The 15,693-nt window shown below is 45.0% G+C and carries 12 protein-coding genes; 6 read left to right on the top strand and 6 right to left on the bottom strand.

What is annotated here, in order from left to right; all coding sequences use genetic code 11:
• Positions 1–100 precede the first annotated feature (100 nt).
• The 6 genes from ACP7BU_RS01115 (at position 101) to ACP7BU_RS01140 (ending at position 8,332) form a co-directional block, all read left to right on the top strand.
• A complete protein-coding gene (locus ACP7BU_RS01115) occupies positions 101–1,051 on the top strand; it encodes an ABUW_2363 family tetratricopeptide repeat lipoprotein (protein WP_253147897.1) in 951 nt (316 codons plus the stop codon).
• Positions 1,052–1,170: 119 nt separating this feature from the next.
• On the top strand, positions 1,171–3,177 hold the full coding sequence (locus ACP7BU_RS01120; RefSeq protein WP_425878209.1) for an esterase/lipase family protein: 2,007 nt from the start codon (positions 1,171–1,173) through the stop codon (positions 3,175–3,177).
• A gap of 338 nt (positions 3,178–3,515) precedes the next feature.
• The gene (mutS, locus tag ACP7BU_RS01125; RefSeq protein ID WP_425878207.1) at positions 3,516–6,149 is read left to right on the top strand and encodes a DNA mismatch repair protein MutS; all 2,634 of its coding nucleotides are present in this window, start codon (positions 3,516–3,518) and stop codon (positions 6,147–6,149) included.
• A gap of 204 nt (positions 6,150–6,353) precedes the next feature.
• Entirely contained in the window at positions 6,354–6,677 is a 324-nt protein-coding gene (gene fdxA, locus ACP7BU_RS01130) for a ferredoxin FdxA (protein WP_004279936.1), read from the top strand.
• 137 nt (positions 6,678–6,814) lie between these two features.
• Complete coding sequence (locus ACP7BU_RS01135; protein ID WP_004279938.1) at positions 6,815–7,534, top strand: D-Ala-D-Ala carboxypeptidase family metallohydrolase; 720 nt, start codon at positions 6,815–6,817, stop codon at positions 7,532–7,534.
• A 132-nt stretch (positions 7,535–7,666) separates the two neighbouring features.
• On the top strand, positions 7,667–8,332 hold the full coding sequence (locus tag ACP7BU_RS01140; protein WP_004646686.1) for an O-methyltransferase: 666 nt from the start codon (positions 7,667–7,669) through the stop codon (positions 8,330–8,332).
• Positions 8,333–8,500: 168 nt separating this feature from the next.
• Here ACP7BU_RS01140 and ACP7BU_RS01145 read toward each other — a convergent pair whose 3' ends face one another.
• From ACP7BU_RS01145 to ACP7BU_RS01170, 6 genes are all read right to left on the bottom strand, one after another.
• Positions 8,501–9,343 (bottom strand): universal stress protein, encoded by an 843-nt coding sequence (locus ACP7BU_RS01145; protein WP_425878204.1) that lies wholly within the window; start codon positions 9,341–9,343, stop codon positions 8,501–8,503.
• 193 nt (positions 9,344–9,536) lie between these two features.
• Positions 9,537–10,154, bottom strand: coding sequence for a DapH/DapD/GlmU-related protein (locus tag ACP7BU_RS01150; protein ID WP_425878202.1), 618 nt, complete (start codon positions 10,152–10,154; stop codon positions 9,537–9,539).
• Positions 10,147–10,746, bottom strand: a complete 600-nt coding sequence (locus ACP7BU_RS01155) for an IMPACT family protein (protein WP_004279947.1) — start codon at positions 10,744–10,746, stop codon at positions 10,147–10,149. The genes ACP7BU_RS01150 and ACP7BU_RS01155 overlap by 8 nt, the downstream gene beginning before the upstream one ends.
• Before the next feature lie 119 nt (positions 10,747–10,865).
• A complete protein-coding gene (locus tag ACP7BU_RS01160) occupies positions 10,866–12,053 on the bottom strand; it encodes an HlyD family efflux transporter periplasmic adaptor subunit (protein ID WP_425878200.1) in 1,188 nt (395 codons plus the stop codon).
• Positions 12,050–14,191, bottom strand: a complete 2,142-nt coding sequence (locus ACP7BU_RS01165) for a type I secretion system permease/ATPase (protein ID WP_425878198.1) — start codon at positions 14,189–14,191, stop codon at positions 12,050–12,052. Before ACP7BU_RS01165 ends, ACP7BU_RS01160 begins: the two co-directional genes overlap by 4 nt.
• Complete coding sequence (locus ACP7BU_RS01170; protein WP_425980801.1) at positions 14,188–15,669, bottom strand: TolC family outer membrane protein; 1,482 nt, start codon at positions 15,667–15,669, stop codon at positions 14,188–14,190. Before ACP7BU_RS01170 ends, ACP7BU_RS01165 begins: the two co-directional genes overlap by 4 nt.
• Positions 15,670–15,693: the final 24 nt, after the last annotated feature.

The raw sequence follows: 15,693 nt of genomic DNA on the forward strand, positions 1-15,693 counted from the left end.
GTAACACGGGTTTACTTGCATGATCGTTATAGTTTTCATAGACTGACGATCATGCAATTTTTGAATAGATGTTTTAAAAATAACAGAATGGATGACTATTATGACCTTTAAGCCCTTGGCACTTGCTTGCTTAGCATTCACAATTACTGCGTGTTCCACCACTCCTCAGAAATCTGCTGAGAAACCTGTGGACCAAGTGGTTTTTGTAGAGCCTGAACTGAGCCCACCATTTTATGCTTTAAATCCATTCAATTATAATGAACCACCTGAATTTGAAGTGCATTTGAAAAAAGCTGCAGCGCAGCCTGTAACCAAGATGGTGGTGACGGATCCTAATGATCCATCCAAGCAACTGACCCTGGATGTGAATAAACTGATTATTCCAGTGGTAGATAGCAATACACGTGCAATGCGTTATGCAGCACTTGCCAATTCAAATGAAATCGATATCACCGAAATTGACGATTTCCTGCAAATGGTCGAAGGTAAGGCACGTCATTATCCACCACGTTTCAGCGATCGTCAGGAACGCCGTGGTTTTGAAGCCAAATTGCGTGAAGTCACCCGACAACTGGATACTTTAGCAGCCCGTCCAAATGCCTCTTTTGATGTGTTGATGCGTGCTTTTAAAGCCAGCGTGATGGCACGTAACCTGGATCTAGGTTCAGTTTATACCACCAATTCCCTGACCTATGCCCAGCGTATTCTCAAAATTAATCCAGATGATCCTGAGGTCAACTTCTGGTTTGGTTTTGGTCTGTCTGAAGGCGGTGGTCAACGTGAAGCCATCGCTTATCTGGACAAAGCCATGAAAGCTGGCGTTCAGGAGGCTTATCTTTCTGCAGCCAATAATTATATTGCATTGGAACAGAAGAAAAATGCCACTCAAACCTTGGCGAACTATAAGGTGAAATATCCGCAAGAAGCTGAAGTGGCTGACCGCCTGATTCAGGAAATTGAGAAAAATGGCCGCTGGAATGTTTGGCAAATTCTGCAAAGCTCAACACCTGCTCCGGTTGCAGAGCCAGCAACAGCACCGGTAACGCCATAACAAGATTCGCTTCAATTTGATTACAAATAGACTGCTACGGCGGTCTATTTTTATGGGAAAAAATTAGTAAAATACAAAACATTATCCCGCTTTATAACTTGAATTCAGTGAAAAGTTTTATGCACGAAAAAATAAATAAAAGATTAATGCTGTGCACTTTACTCATCACCAGCGTACTCAGCGGCTGTCAGGTGGTCAGTGTTAAGGAACAGGCTATTAATGTCACGCTGAACAATGAGCGTGACAGCATCTTGACCCGCGACAAGCTCAGTGAAGCCAGTCTGAATGTGTTATCCATGACAGGTCGTGAAGCCCAGATCTGTATTGATCAGCCCGAAGAATGTGTGGAAGATCTGAAAAGTATTCCCCAGATTTTAGATGAACAATTGCTTTCTACAGCAAGTGAATTATATCTCGCCAACTCCTTACAAAATGCCAAGTCTGCCGAATGTAACACCGGTGTCTTAAACAAAACCCGGTCACCGGAAAAACAGCAACAACACAAACAGAATATCCAGAAATGTCTGGATCAGCAGCTCACGATGCTGGATAAAAGCATTCGTTATAGCTATGCCTATCTATTTAAAACCGAGCGTGCGCCGCAAGAGCGGATTTTTGATAACCGCCAGGTCCAGATTCGTGACTTTTATAACCTGGCGATTGCTCATCTGATTCAACGCTATGCTGAACGTTATGAAGCCAAACAGTCCGGCCAGCGCATTCAGGTCGGTGACAGTGTATACACCATTGATCTGGAAAATTTTCCGCAGCTGAGAAACCAGACCATTGAACAGCTGATGTCCACCTATAACATGAACTTTTCCGGCCTACGTTCCATTACTCGTCGTGATGGTTTTGGTTCAGAATTTTTAGTGGTTTTACCTGAAGCACAGCAAAACGAGCAGGATAAAAAATATATTGTCGATCCGCTCAAGCACAACTATCCAAATGGTAAAAATCCTAACATTCATTCAGCACGCTATCTGGCGACCACCATTACTGCTGTACCAAAATCCGCGAATTCGACTGAACAGATTTTATCTACTTCGGAGTTTCACCTGAAACTGTATGACCCTTATAAACATGAAAAGATCAAAGTAGCTTCGAAAGAATATGCGCTAGCCGCCAACTTTTCCGCACCTTACGGTTTATGGCTGGCCGAGAACAATCTGGGGCGTTTAGCCTATCTGACGCTGATTAATCGCGAAGACAGTCTGAGCATGCCGCACCTGTACATGCTGGAACCTTATAATCCGGACAAGAAAGTGCTGGTATTGATTCATGGCCTGGCCAGTAGTCCTGAAGCCTGGATTCGTCTGACCAACGACATTATGGGTGATCCGGTATTAAGAGAAAATTTCCAGGTCTGGCAGGTATTTTATTCTACTAATATGCCGATTCTGGAAAGCCGTTTTCAAATTAATGCACTGGTTCAGCAAGGCTTTGCCCGGGTTGCGAACAATGCGCCAGCCAAAAAAGATGCGGTACTGGTCGGACACAGTATGGGAGGTGTAATTGCCCGTTTAATGGTCAGTCAGGCCGATATTACCCAAGATGCATTCAAGCTGGTACAAAATACCCGCATTGCACAATTTAAGGATAACCCGCTCTTTAAAGCACGCCTGCAAATGCAACCTATTCCGAATTTCACCCGGGCCATTTTCTTAGCGACACCGCATCGTGGGACGGAATATGCCGATCGCTGGCATACTAAACTGGCCCGTAAAATTATCCGCATACCGGGCGCATTTTTGGGTGCCTTTGCCGATACCCTGCAAGGTGAGATCGGGTTAAACGAGTTTGTCAAAGAACTGGGACATGACCTGATTCAGAATGGCCCAAGCGATCTGAGTGAAAATTCGAAATTTACTGCATTAACAAAGGATATTCAGCCTTCTAAAAATATCAAATTTCATTCTATTATCGGCAATACGGTAGATACAAAAGACCCTAAACTGATGAGTGATGGCATTGTTTCATACGAAAGTGCTTACTTGGAAGGTGCCGTATCTAGCAAAGTCATTAAGGGTGGCCACTCGATTCAGGAAACGCCTGAAGCCGTGCTGGAATTACGCCGGATTCTCAGATTACATCTGACCGACCTTGGTCTTTATGATCCGGAATAATCTATCGTCTTGATTGAGACTCACCACCGCATGTTCGCATCCGGTGGTTTATTTTTTTTTAAAATTGCAAATAGTGCTGAATAAGAAGCCATAGCGGCAGATCTGAGCGCTGACTTAAAGATTCATCTGGAATTTCATTTCTTTCTAAAAATTAAATTTGATAGACTTGCTGCAATACAGCTTTAAAGCTGAATTGAATCAGCAGATTCATTTCACATTTTCGATCTCCTGTGCTCAATCATGTGGGATTGGCCAGACTGAAAACGTGCTTTAAATTTTCCTGCATAGCCTATTGAGCAGTATTTGCATTTATCTCTTGTTGAAAGGATTTATTTTTAATGACCAGTTCAGAAATTATGGCTGATCTTTCTACCTTAACGCCCATGATGCAGCAATACATGTCGGTGAAAATGCAGCATCCGCATTCTTTGATGTTTTATCGTATGGGTGATTTTTATGAACTGTTCTTTGAAGATGCACACAAGGCAGCCAAGATTTTAGGCATTACCCTGACCCATCGTGGTAAAGCCAATGGTCAGCCGATTCCTATGGCGGGCGTGCCTTATCATGCAGCCGAGGGCTATCTGGCACGTCTGGTCAAAAAAGGCGAAACCGTGGTGATCTGCGAGCAGATCGGCGAGGTTACTGGGAAAGGACCGGTTGAGCGTGGTGTAGTTCGGATTATTACGCCGGGCACCCTGACCGATGATGCCATGCTCGGTGCACATCAAAGCTCGAATCTGGTGGCTTTATGTATTCAGCAGAGTCAGATTGGCATTGCACTTCTCGATCTCAGCGCTGGCTTATTTAAAGTACAGCAGCAGGATTATGATCTTAACCAGCTCATGATTGAACTGGCACGTTTGATGCCAAGCGAAATTCTGCTGGATGAAAATATCGCTGATCCGACATTGACCGAACAACTCAAACAGCAACTGGATATCTCGGTCACCAAACGTCCAAATGTTGATTTCAACCTGAATAATGCACAAAAAACCTTATGTGACCAGTTTGCCGTCAGCACGCTTTCAGGTTTCGGAATTGATCATTTACCTTTGGCTAAAGCAGCCGCAGCGGCACTGATTCACTACGCCAAAGAAACCCAGAAAACTGCGTTACCGCATATCCGCACGATTCAGCTAGAACAGAGTTCAGATTTTATTGCTTTGGATCCGGTGACACGCCGTAATCTTGAACTGATTGAGCCTTTATTTGAACATGGGACATCCTTATTTCAGCTGATCAATGATTGCCAGACTGCCATGGGGGGGCGCTTGCTCAGTCGCACCCTGATGCAACCTTTACGCGATACCGCCTTGCTGGATGAGCGCCTGGATGCCATTCAAGCCCTGCTGCAAGGTTTCCACGAAGTACCTGTACGTTTGGTACTAAAAGAAATTAGCGATATTGAACGCGTGCTGAGCCGTATTGCGCTTGGCAGTGCCCGTCCACGTGATCTGGTGCAATTGCGACAGGCCTGCGCGCAAATTCCATTTTTACGCCATGCCCTGCAACCGATTGTCAGTCAGCAACAGTCCAAACTTTTAGTACAACTCAATGAAGAACTCGGCGACTTCCATGATCTACATCAACGTCTGATGTCCGCCATTGTGGAAAATCCACCCGTCCTGCTTCGTGATGGTAATGTCATTGCAGAAGGTTTTGACAGTGAACTCGATGAACTACGTCAGATTCGTGATCATGCCAGCCAGTTCCTGATTGATCTGGAAATTAAAGAGCGTGAACAAAGCGGCATTCCGGGACTGAAAATTGGCTACAACCGCGTCAGTGGATATTATATTGAGCTGACCCGCGCACAGGCTGAACAGGCACCCGAGCACTATATTCGTAGGCAAACCCTGAAAAATGCCGAACGCTACATCACACCTGAACTGAAAGCATTTGAAGACAAAGTCTTATCAAGCGAATCGCGTGCCTTGGCCCGTGAAAAAATGCTGTTTGAAATGCTGCTGGATGAACTGCGTCAGGATATCGGCAGTTTACAGATGATGAGCAGCGCCATTGCCCAGATTGATCTGATTGCTAATTTTGCCCATCAGGCGCGTTTACGCAACTGGTCGCGTCCAAAATTTAGCCCTGAAATCGGTGTAAGTATCACTGCTGGACGACATCCAGTGGTAGAAGCCCTCAGTAAATCGGCCTTTACTCCGAACGATACGCGACTGGATTTTTCCCATCGCATGGCCATCATTACCGGCCCGAATATGGGTGGTAAATCCACCTTTATGCGCCAGACTGCATTGATCGTGTTGCTGGCTTATTGTGGTGCCTATGTTCCAGCGCAAGCTGCAACTTTAGGTCCGGTTGACCGTGTCTTTACCCGTATTGGTTCTGCCGATGATTTATCGACCGGCAAATCAACCTTTATGGTGGAAATGACCGAAACCTCGCAAATCCTGCATCATGCCACCAGCCAGTCTTTGGTACTCATGGATGAAGTTGGCCGTGGAACCAGTACCTATGATGGCTTGTCTTTGGCTTGGGCCTGTGTGCTGGATCTGACCAAACGCATTCAATGTTTATGTCTATTTGCTACCCATTATTTCGAACTGACTGAACTGGATAAGGAAAATGCCATTAATAACTACCATGTCACGGCCAAAGAGCTGAATGGCAATCTGATTTTATTGCATAAAGTACAACATGGCCCGGCCAGTCAGAGTCATGGCTTGCAGGTTGCCAAACTGGCAGGCATTCCAGCTGCAGTGATTAAAGAAGCGCAAAACCGCTTAAAGATTCTGGAAAAACAGCATCAGACCAAGCCACTGAGCCCGCAGCATGATCTGTTTGCAATGCCTGAATTTTTAGAGCCTGTAGAGCGTATCATCGAAATTGAGAAAGAATCGCCTGCACTGGACTTACTTGAAGATATCGATGTAGACAGTTTGACGCCACGGGAAGCCTTGCAGCAGTTATATGCGCTCAAAGACCTGATCAAACAGCCAAGTTAATTCTCGGTCCTCGACCTCATCTGGTATGGGGTCAAAGTGCTGAACATACCGATGAATGCTGTAATTCATCGGTATGCGACCTTTTTTCAAATTTAACAGCCCTATATATAACAAATATCAATAAAAGGAATTGTTAGTTCCCCCTGTTTTTGCCTAAAATACAGCATTCGTAATTAGAACCATATTTTTTAGGTAGCTGTCGCCATGACCTTCGTTGTCACTGAAAATTGTATTAAATGTAAATATCAAGACTGTGTTGAAGTTTGCCCTGTAGACTGTTTCTATGAAGGTCCTAACTTCCTTGTGATTAACCCGGACGAATGTATCGACTGTGCGTTATGCGAACCTGAATGCCCGGCAAATGCAATTTTCTCTGAAGACGAATTACCAGAAGGTCAGGAAGTCTTTATTGAACTGAATGCTGACCTGTCACAAAAATGGCCAAATATCACACAAATTGGTGACCAGCCAGCAGACCGTGAAGAATGGAATGGCAAAGCAGACAAATTACAATATCTTGAAAAGTAATTAGTTTAAACTTTAAAAGATCAGCAAATGCTGATCTTTTTTATACTCAACGCACACATTTCATTGCAATATTCTCCAAATTTCTCCCTATATTTAGTCTAAAATAGCGCTATTTTGTAAATATCTGATTTCTATAAATGAAGAACTTGTTAAAGGGATTATTGAGTCTTTGTATAATTCCTCTTGTTTTTGTGGGCTGTACCACGACCACAAAACAACCTGGACAGGCCACCACACCTGCTGGAAAACGGATTTACATTCCACAAGAACGTGTTCAATACGATCGTAAAGCCCACCCAAAAACTGTGCCTTATGTGTATACCCACTGGGTATCGGCACTGGATAATTTGTCACGCGTGCGTGAATATGAGGTTTTTCTGGAACGTCATGGGGTTGGCAATATCATTCCGAGTTTCGAATTGATGCGTACTGCACGTGATTGGGCCAAGTGTGGCCGTTCCCAATACATGATTCCAAGCCGTGAATTATGGGCCAATCAGATCCCAACTTTAAAAGTCTTTAAATATCTGGTTGCAGCCAATGTACTGACTGATTTTGAAGTCACGTCAGTCTATCGTGACCTGCCTTTAAACCAGTGTGCCGGTGGTGCCAACTCTTCACGCCATCTGTACAACTCTGCCATCGATTTCCGGATTGGGCCTGAATATCCGCAGGCACAAGATTATAGCTATATTGAAAATACCAAGTTCAAATTGTGTCAGTTCTGGGTACAGCATGGTCAAAGTCTGAATATGGGACTTGGCATGTATGCTTCAGGTCAAATCCACATCGATACCCAAGGTTATCGTACCTGGGGACCGAGTTTAGGCCGTAATTCCTCGATGTGTAATTACTAAGTCATGACAACCACTCTACAAAGTTCATTCAGGACATTGTAGAGCCTAAAAAATCATCACCTATAGAACAATAAATTGCGCTCTGCCGCGAAAAGTTTAAAATGCACGCATCGCAATCGAGGTGCTAAGACTATGCAACAAATGTGGACAGACATTGATCACTATATTGATTCACATTTAATTCCTGAAGACCCTATTCTGAATCAAACTCTTGAGAATACCGCAGCGCACGGTTTTCCTGATCACCTGGCTGTAGCACCGAATCAAGGCATGTTGTTGCAGATGCTAATCCAGATGAACCAATGTAAACGTATACTGGAACTCGGCACATTTGCAGCATATAGCACCATGTGGCTGGCACGTGCTTTGCCGGATGATGGCTATATCCTGACCATTGAAGGACGTGATACTCATGCAGCGATGGGTCAGGAAAATATTGATCGCGCGCAGCTTAAACAGACCGTCGAACTGAAATGCGGCCGTGCAGCAGATGTGCTTAAAGCCCTGCCTGAAGATACGGAAGCTTTCGATTTCATCTTTATTGATGCAGACAAACAGAGTTATCCGGAATATCTGGAACTCAGTTTAAACCTGTCGCACTCAGGTACACTTATTTTTCTGGACAATGTGATTCGTGCTGGCGAAATCATTAACCCGGACAATAATAAACCAAGTATTGAAGGCATTCGTGACATGTTTAAAGCGCTTCAAAATCATCCACGTATCTTGTCATGCACTGCTTTACAAACGGTTGGCAGCAAAGGACATGATGGTTTTGCACTCGCGATTGTGAAATAAAACAAGAAGAACAAAAATCACCCAATGACATATTTACCATAAATAACATTAACTTATAAATATTAACCACAGAGTTATCCACAATATATGAGGATAACTCTGGTCATTTTTAAATCAAGCTGTAACAATTTACGATTAGACTTCGCGCTTGGCTATTATATGCAATTCTCACTTCGCAACCAGTAAAGGCACTTTTGAATTCCGGAAAATCGTGGTCGCAATACTGCCCAAAAAGAACTGGTGAATTTTACTGTGACTAAATGCACCCAACACGATCAGCTGAATTCCGAGTTCCTGCTGATAGGTCAAAATATTTTCTGCGACATCGCCATAGCGGTATTGTGGCACCACATCTAAACCAGCCTGATTTAAATATTGCAAAGGCTCATTCAGAATCTCAGCATGATCACCGATATATAACAAATGGCATTGCAATAAGCGCAGCAGATCACTTTCCGCAATCCGTTTCATCATCTTGATACAGGTCGGTGAATATTCATAGGCGAAAATAAATCGTGTCGGCGGCTTAAACTGTCCTCCGACAGTCATCACGGTACAGTTTGCCCCACGAATAAAATTTTCGACATTGGTGCCGATCGGTTTGTTTTTTTCAGCGGAGCGTTCACCGAGTAATCCAATTACTGCGATATCATCAGGCTGCAGGATCTGGAAGCTTTGTTCCAGAAAATCACCTTTTTCCTGAATATGTGTGGTTTGAATACCATGTTCTGCCAGAATCCGCTCGGAAATGTGTTGCAGCAGGTTATTGCTATAATCCAGCGCAATTTCACTTTGTTTTTGTTCAAGCTCAGCCAACTCTTTGAGTAACATGGCATTGCTTTCAAAGCCAATAACCCCACTGATTTCCCCCAGATGATAACTGGCCGGGTAATAATCCAAAACCTGTAACAGGACCAGTTCACGGCCAGTCTGTTTGGCAATCCATGCCGCCGCGTCTGCCAGCGCGTTTATACATGGTGATGAGTCGATGCAGGCGATGACACGTTTCATGTTTAGCCTCTCTTCTATTTATGATAAAAATTTCTTAGTTATTTTTAACTTAGCATAAGCATTCAAAAATGTGCAGCGAAATCTGTAAGGCTTGACTTGAAATATGTTAACTTTTATGTGAACAAATATAGATCAACATATCGATCTATCTTCTGAGTCAGGCTGTTGCGTCAAGCAATTGACTTCCAAAAGCTTATTCACGATAGCGAATGAATTGGGCCGGATTACCGGCGACAATCGCGCGCTCCTCGACATCCTTGGTCACCATACTGTTCATTCCCACCACGGCCTGATCTGCGATTTTAATTCCATCCTTGATACCGACATGTGCACCCAGCCATACATCCCGACCAATCTCGATGCCTTGCGAACGTACTGGCTGCTGATAAATCGGCTGCTCCAGATCCATACCGTGATCAAAGGCATAAAGATGACAATAAGCGGCGATACGCACCTGATCATGCAGTTTAATCCCCACCCGACCGCCATCCAGAATACAGTGATGATTAATCGCCACTTCATTCCCAATGTCCAGAGGGCCATGCAAGGTGCAATCTGCGGCAATAAAGGTATTATCACCAATAATGATTTTGCGTCCCGGCTCCGCGAAAATATGTGCAAGAGGTGAAATAAAACAGTTTTCACCAATCTCGACGGTTTCCATCTCCATCAGATAAGCCTGATAGTCCTTTTGCCACGCTTCTGCCCAACCGCGATTTTTCGGCTTTAAGGACCAGTACAGCCAAGGCATATAATTCAGGCGATGTTTATGCTGCTCACGATATTTCAGTAATGGATCTACGTCAGTCATCTGTCGCTTCTTCTATGATTTTGAGCTGTTCCCGGCCACGGGTCACATCTTGAATTTTTAGGGCAAAAGGTTGAATTTGATGTAACTGAAATAAGGCTCTGACCTGTACTCCTTCAGCTGTATATTCTTCCTGATAGTCAATCTGTTGCTGGTTCAACTCATATTGAAAGATGGCCCACTCATTGAATTGACAGGAAAATTGCACCTTTTTCTTTTCAATCAGTTCAATTTTTTCTGCCAACAACAAACATTGTCCAGCACAGCCGCCATAGGCACGTACCAAGCCCCCTGTTCCCAGCTTGATCCCGCCATACCAGCGATTGACCAGTACCAGCACATTGGTCAGCTCATTGCCTTCAATGGTCGCCAGAATCGGGCGTCCCGCTGTGCCTGAAGGTTCACCATCATCATTAAAGCGTACCTGATGGCCAATTTTCCAGGCCCAGCATTGATGCGTGGTGCTTGGATCACGATAAGTTTCCAGAAAATCTTTGACGTCCTGCTCATTCTCAACAGGGGTGGCAAAGGCCTGAAAGCGGCTTTTTTTGATGTCTTCCTCAAAACTGACCAGGCTGGCAATGGTAAATGGCATAACTTCAGGCTTTAAACTCTCACTGCTGCAGTATACCCGCTTTGCACAGACAAATAAAAAGCCTCTCCACGGAGAGGCCTGATTTTGATCGATTGTTTTACTCAATTGCTTGGCAAATATTACCGTTCACGCAAGGCTTCTTTGGCTTTATTAAATGGCTTGATCAGATAATCCATCACGGTTTTTGAACCAGTACGAATATCCACGGTGGCCACCATCCCTGGAGTAATATTGAACTCCTGCCCGGCATTATTGCTGAGCTTGTCGCTATCGGTACGGATATACACCCGATAATAAAATTGATCCTGCTTGACTTCATCACGCAAGGTATCCGGTGAAATCATCGCAACTTTACCATTCAACCCACCATAGATCGAATAATCATAAGCTGTAATTTTAACCAATGCTTCCTGATCAGGGCGAATAAAGGCAATATCACGCGGCGAGATTCGTGCTTCAACCAGTAATTTTTCATCCAGTGGCACGATGGTCATCAACTTGCCATTTTGTGGAATCATGCCGCCCAGCGTCATCACATCAATCTCTTTGACGACACCGCGAACCGGTGATTTAAAAACAGTTCGGCTCAAAGTATCCGACTTGCCACGTACCACCTGTTGCTGGGTTTCTACATCAGTATTGGTTTTGGACAATTCTTCCCGCGCATTCACATAATATTGATTACGGATATCATTCATCTGATTACGCAGGTCATTGGCTTCACGTTTTAGACGCAACACTTCAACTTCACTGGCTGCCCCTTTGGCGACCAAGGGAGCGGTCATTTCCAGTTCTTGCTGCACCAGTAACAAACCCTGTTCCAGGCCTGCAACAGATTCTTGCAAATTGGCTCGACGCGACTGATACCGGGCCGTTTCTTCTTTAACCAATTTGGGGTATTTCAACACTTCTTCAGGAAAGACCAACGGTGCGCCGGTGACTTCCGCACGTAAACGGGCTGAAGTGGCACGTGATGACACCAGCAAGGATTCTGATTCACCGACGTTGGATTCAAAGCGGGTCGGATCAAGCTGGGCCAATACTTGCCCACGCTCGACAATCTCACCTTCTTTGACATTAAGTTTAGTCAAAATACCGCCATCCAGAGACTGAATCACCTGCTCTTTGGATGATGGAATTATTTTTCCAGTACCGGTAGATACTTCTTCCAATTTGAATAACCAGGCCCAGGTCAGTAATACCAGTAGGCCAATGCCGATAATCCAGATGATGACACTTGATTTGGGTAATGGCGGTTCCTGAAAGCTGACCTTGCTGGAACATTTTAGTTGCTGTAGTTCACTCATGCACTTGCTCCCACAACCCGCTTATTACCACCCTGCGACTGATTCAGGATCTGATCCCGTGGTCCATCCATCACAATCTTGCCATCATTGACCACCAGAATACGATCCACCAGTTCCAATACCGCACGGCGATGAGTGGCGACGATCATCGTACGATGGGTTAAATACCCTTTAAGATGATCAATCAACTGTTTTTCTGACACATCATCAATGGCAGCGGTCGGTTCATCCAGTAGCAAAATCTTTGGTTGACGAATCAACAACCGCGCCAATAACAAGGCTTGGCGCTGTCCACCAGAAAAGCCGACACCACCCTCTAAAATGATATGATCCAGCCCTTCTTTTTTCTCCTGTACAAATCCCAGTGCACCGGTAATTTGTAAGGCTTCCAGAATTTGCTGATCGGTGGCCAAAGGTGCACCCAAAGTCAGGTTTTCACGGATTGAACCATAAAATAACTGTGAGTTCTGATTCAGCAAGCCCATATCACGACGTACATCTGACGGATCAATCAGGGTCAGATCAACACCATCCAGCTTGACCTTGCCCTGTAACGGTGTCTGCATCCCAGACAAGAGCTGCAACAAGGTCGATTTTCCTGCACCATTACGGCCCAGAATCGCAATTTTCTCCCCGGGCTTGATTTCCAGCTTGGGAATCATCAAACTCGGTTTCGGATCATCATCGCCATATTTGAACACCACACCGTTGAGCTCATAATGCCCATCCAGTGCCGGACGATGAATCAGGTGCGAATAATCCGGCTGGTCCACCGGTTTTTTCATGAGTTCATCCAGACCTGATTTGGCCACTTTAGCCTGTTGCAAGCGACCCAGTACGCCCGTAATTTGTGAAATTGGTGCCAGCATGCGTGAAGAAAGAATTGAACAGGCCACCAGTGCACCCGTGGTCATATCACCCTCCATCACTGCAAAAGCCCCGACTAAAACCACAATCGCAAAGGTCAGTCCCTGAATTTTTTGGGTCCAGGCGGTCATCAAGCCGACAATTTTACGTTGCTGCATGCTGACATCGGCTGACACTTCATTCATATGATTCCACTGATTCTGGAAACGCGTTTCAGCTCTTAACAGCTTGATGTCTTCAATTCCTTGTACAGCTTCTACCAGCAAGGCATTGCGGATGGCAGATTCACGCATCCCCAACTGGGCCAGCTGTGCCAGTTTTTTCTGCGCCAGAATCCCTGGAAGAATCATTAAGGGCACAACGAGTAACATGACCCAGAACAGATTACCACCGATCACCCAGAAGATGCCTAAGAACAGGAAGAAAAATGGCAGATCGGCAATGGCCGTAACTGTGGTTGAAGTCACCAGCTCGCGGACGCCTTCCAGCTCGCGAATTTGTGAAATAAAAGTTCCTGTTGATTTGGAACGTTCGCTGTTTTTAATCCGTAATGAATGACCAAATACCCGGTCAGAAATTTTTAAATCCGCGCGTTTACCAATAATGTCTGAAAGATAAATACGGGATACCCGTAATACAAACTCAAAAATCGCAGCGATCAGTACACCACCTGCCAACACCCATAACGTCGGAATGGATTGTGATGGAATGACACGGTCATAGACATTCATCGAGAAGACTATCGTGGCCAATGCCAGAATATTGGCAATTAAAGACGCAAACATCACATCGATATAGCGCTTCCAGTCATTCAGGACAATCGACCAGAACCAGTTTTTCTCAAAGGGTTTGATATATTCATCCACCCGCGCATCTGGAACTGAAGATTCAGGACGCAGCACATAAAGATGCTTTATGCCAACCTCTAACGGCTCAACTGTAAAGCTTTGAGATAAACCTTCATCACCACTGAGCTGTATGCTGACATTGCCCTGTGTATCGATGCGTTCAATCACGCCCACATCACCACTATCGAATTCAACCATTAAAGGTAAACGCCATGGATTCAGCAGGCTGCGCTCAAATTTATTTTTACGGAGATTTAAACCCATCTGACGACTGACAATCTTGAGCATGTCATCAATGTCATGATGCTGATTCCAGTCCAGTTGCAGGCGAATCCGCTCCTCAGAAGGTTCGATCCGGTAATGCCTGGCAATATTTAAAACTGCATGAAGCCAAGGTTGATAATTTATTATTGTAGTACTCATGGCTGAACTTCAAACCCCTGAATAGAAATACTGTTAAGCGCATAAATATCCCGTGTACGGCCCGTGACCTGAATGTACTGTACGATCGCCGAGTAAATGTCATAGCGTGCCGATTCAATTTCCTGCGCGGCACTATGAATGGCTTGCTCTGCATTCAGCAAATCCACTACGGTTCGGGTACCCAATTTATATTGTTCTTGATACAGCTCTTTGGTGCGTACCGTGGTTGCGCGGCGCTGGGATAAAACCCCCATTTGTTTTTGTTTATTTTCAATCTGCTCGCGGATCAAGCGCACCTGATCCTGCACATCCAGATAGACCGTATTGACCTGTGCGCGTGCAGCTTCTTCGGCATAGCTTGCGGCACGGGTCTGTGAACGCGTTGCACCACCCTGATACAAATTACTGCTGGCTTCAATCATGACTGAATTATAAAAGCCATCATCTTCATTATTATTTGGATTCCGTCCATTCATCGCCTGACTTAGACTACCTTTAACACTAATGGTCGGATAAGGGCTTAGCCGCGCCTGATCTTTTTGCAAACGGGCAACATTGACCCCGGCATGGGCCAGAATCATGTTCGGAATCTGGGTAAATTCCGGATCCTGATAAAGATCGGCCTGTGCCACAATACGATCAGGAATATCCCATTCAACAGTGGATACATCAAATCCTAGCAAGGTACGCAAGCGTTGTTGATATTGTCTGAGCTGGGTCTGCTGTACAATCAGATTCGATTGCGCTGCTTCCAGATTGGACTGGGCCTGAATCGGGTCGGCCTGACTGCTGATTCCGGCGCGGGCACGCAAATTGGCAATTTCTGCAATCCGTCCAATGCCCTGAATCTGCTGTTGGGCAATCTGGGTGATTTGCTGATAACGTTTGATATTCACTATTGCATCTGCTACTTCAAATGCAATCTGATCCAAACTAACCAGCACTCTTGCCTGTTCTTCTGCCAAACGGGCTTCTTCTACACTGACATTGGTTTTAATTTTGCCAAAGTCATACAGCATCTGGGTGGCATTCAAAGAAACGATTTGACGTCTATGTTCACCGGAAGTGAGATCCCCTGTCCCGATACCACCGGACACCTGCGGATAATAACCTGATCTCGCTACATCAATATTCGCAGCCTGCGCAGATAATGTCGAAATACTCTGAGTGATTTCAGGACGTCGTTGCACTGCCCAGTGTACGGCTTCCACCAGATTCATTTTTTGTGGAATGCCAGCTGTGATCGTAGAACTTAAAGCTGGCTGTCCTGACTGTGGCCGGGTAATTTGCGGCAGCTCAGCTACTTTTGATGTATCTAATGAATAATGACCGAGCGAGGTAATATCAATGGTGTGTGCTGATCGTGTCGGTTTGGGTGCAATCAGCTGACCTAAGCTATTCTTGAGATTGGTAAAATAATGGGGTGAGCTTTCTGCATGCCCTAAAGACACAGATAAAGGCAAAAGAAGAAGTATCAATCCCCTTCTTTTTTGATCTGTTTT

Origin of the sequence: Acinetobacter sp. 40AMC3-4 (assembly GCF_049898185.1) — a bacterium.
Classification (GTDB): Bacteria; Pseudomonadota; Gammaproteobacteria; order Pseudomonadales; family Moraxellaceae; genus Acinetobacter.

What these genes read in the sequence shown, in the direction of transcription:
- ACP7BU_RS01145 (WP_425878204.1), bottom strand. Translation starts at nt 9,343, where the DNA reads ATGAAACGTGTCATCGCCTGCATCGACTCATCACCATGTATAAACGCG.
- ACP7BU_RS01135 (WP_004279938.1), top strand. Translation starts at nt 6,815, where the DNA reads ATGAAGAACTTGTTAAAGGGATTATTGAGTCTTTGTATAATTCCTCTT.
- mutS (WP_425878207.1), top strand. Translation starts at nt 3,516, where the DNA reads ATGACCAGTTCAGAAATTATGGCTGATCTTTCTACCTTAACGCCCATG.
- ACP7BU_RS01160 (WP_425878200.1), bottom strand. Translation starts at nt 12,053, where the DNA reads ATGAGTGAACTACAGCAACTAAAATGTTCCAGCAAGGTCAGCTTTCAG.
- ACP7BU_RS01155 (WP_004279947.1), bottom strand. Translation starts at nt 10,746, where the DNA reads ATGCCATTTACCATTGCCAGCCTGGTCAGTTTTGAGGAAGACATCAAA.
- ACP7BU_RS01150 (WP_425878202.1), bottom strand. Translation starts at nt 10,154, where the DNA reads ATGACTGACGTAGATCCATTACTGAAATATCGTGAGCAGCATAAACAT.
- fdxA (WP_004279936.1), top strand. Translation starts at nt 6,354, where the DNA reads ATGACCTTCGTTGTCACTGAAAATTGTATTAAATGTAAATATCAAGAC.
- ACP7BU_RS01115 (WP_253147897.1), top strand. Translation starts at nt 101, where the DNA reads ATGACCTTTAAGCCCTTGGCACTTGCTTGCTTAGCATTCACAATTACT.
- ACP7BU_RS01165 (WP_425878198.1), bottom strand. Translation starts at nt 14,191, where the DNA reads ATGAGTACTACAATAATAAATTATCAACCTTGGCTTCATGCAGTTTTA.
- ACP7BU_RS01120 (WP_425878209.1), top strand. Translation starts at nt 1,171, where the DNA reads ATGCACGAAAAAATAAATAAAAGATTAATGCTGTGCACTTTACTCATC.
- ACP7BU_RS01140 (WP_004646686.1), top strand. Translation starts at nt 7,667, where the DNA reads ATGCAACAAATGTGGACAGACATTGATCACTATATTGATTCACATTTA.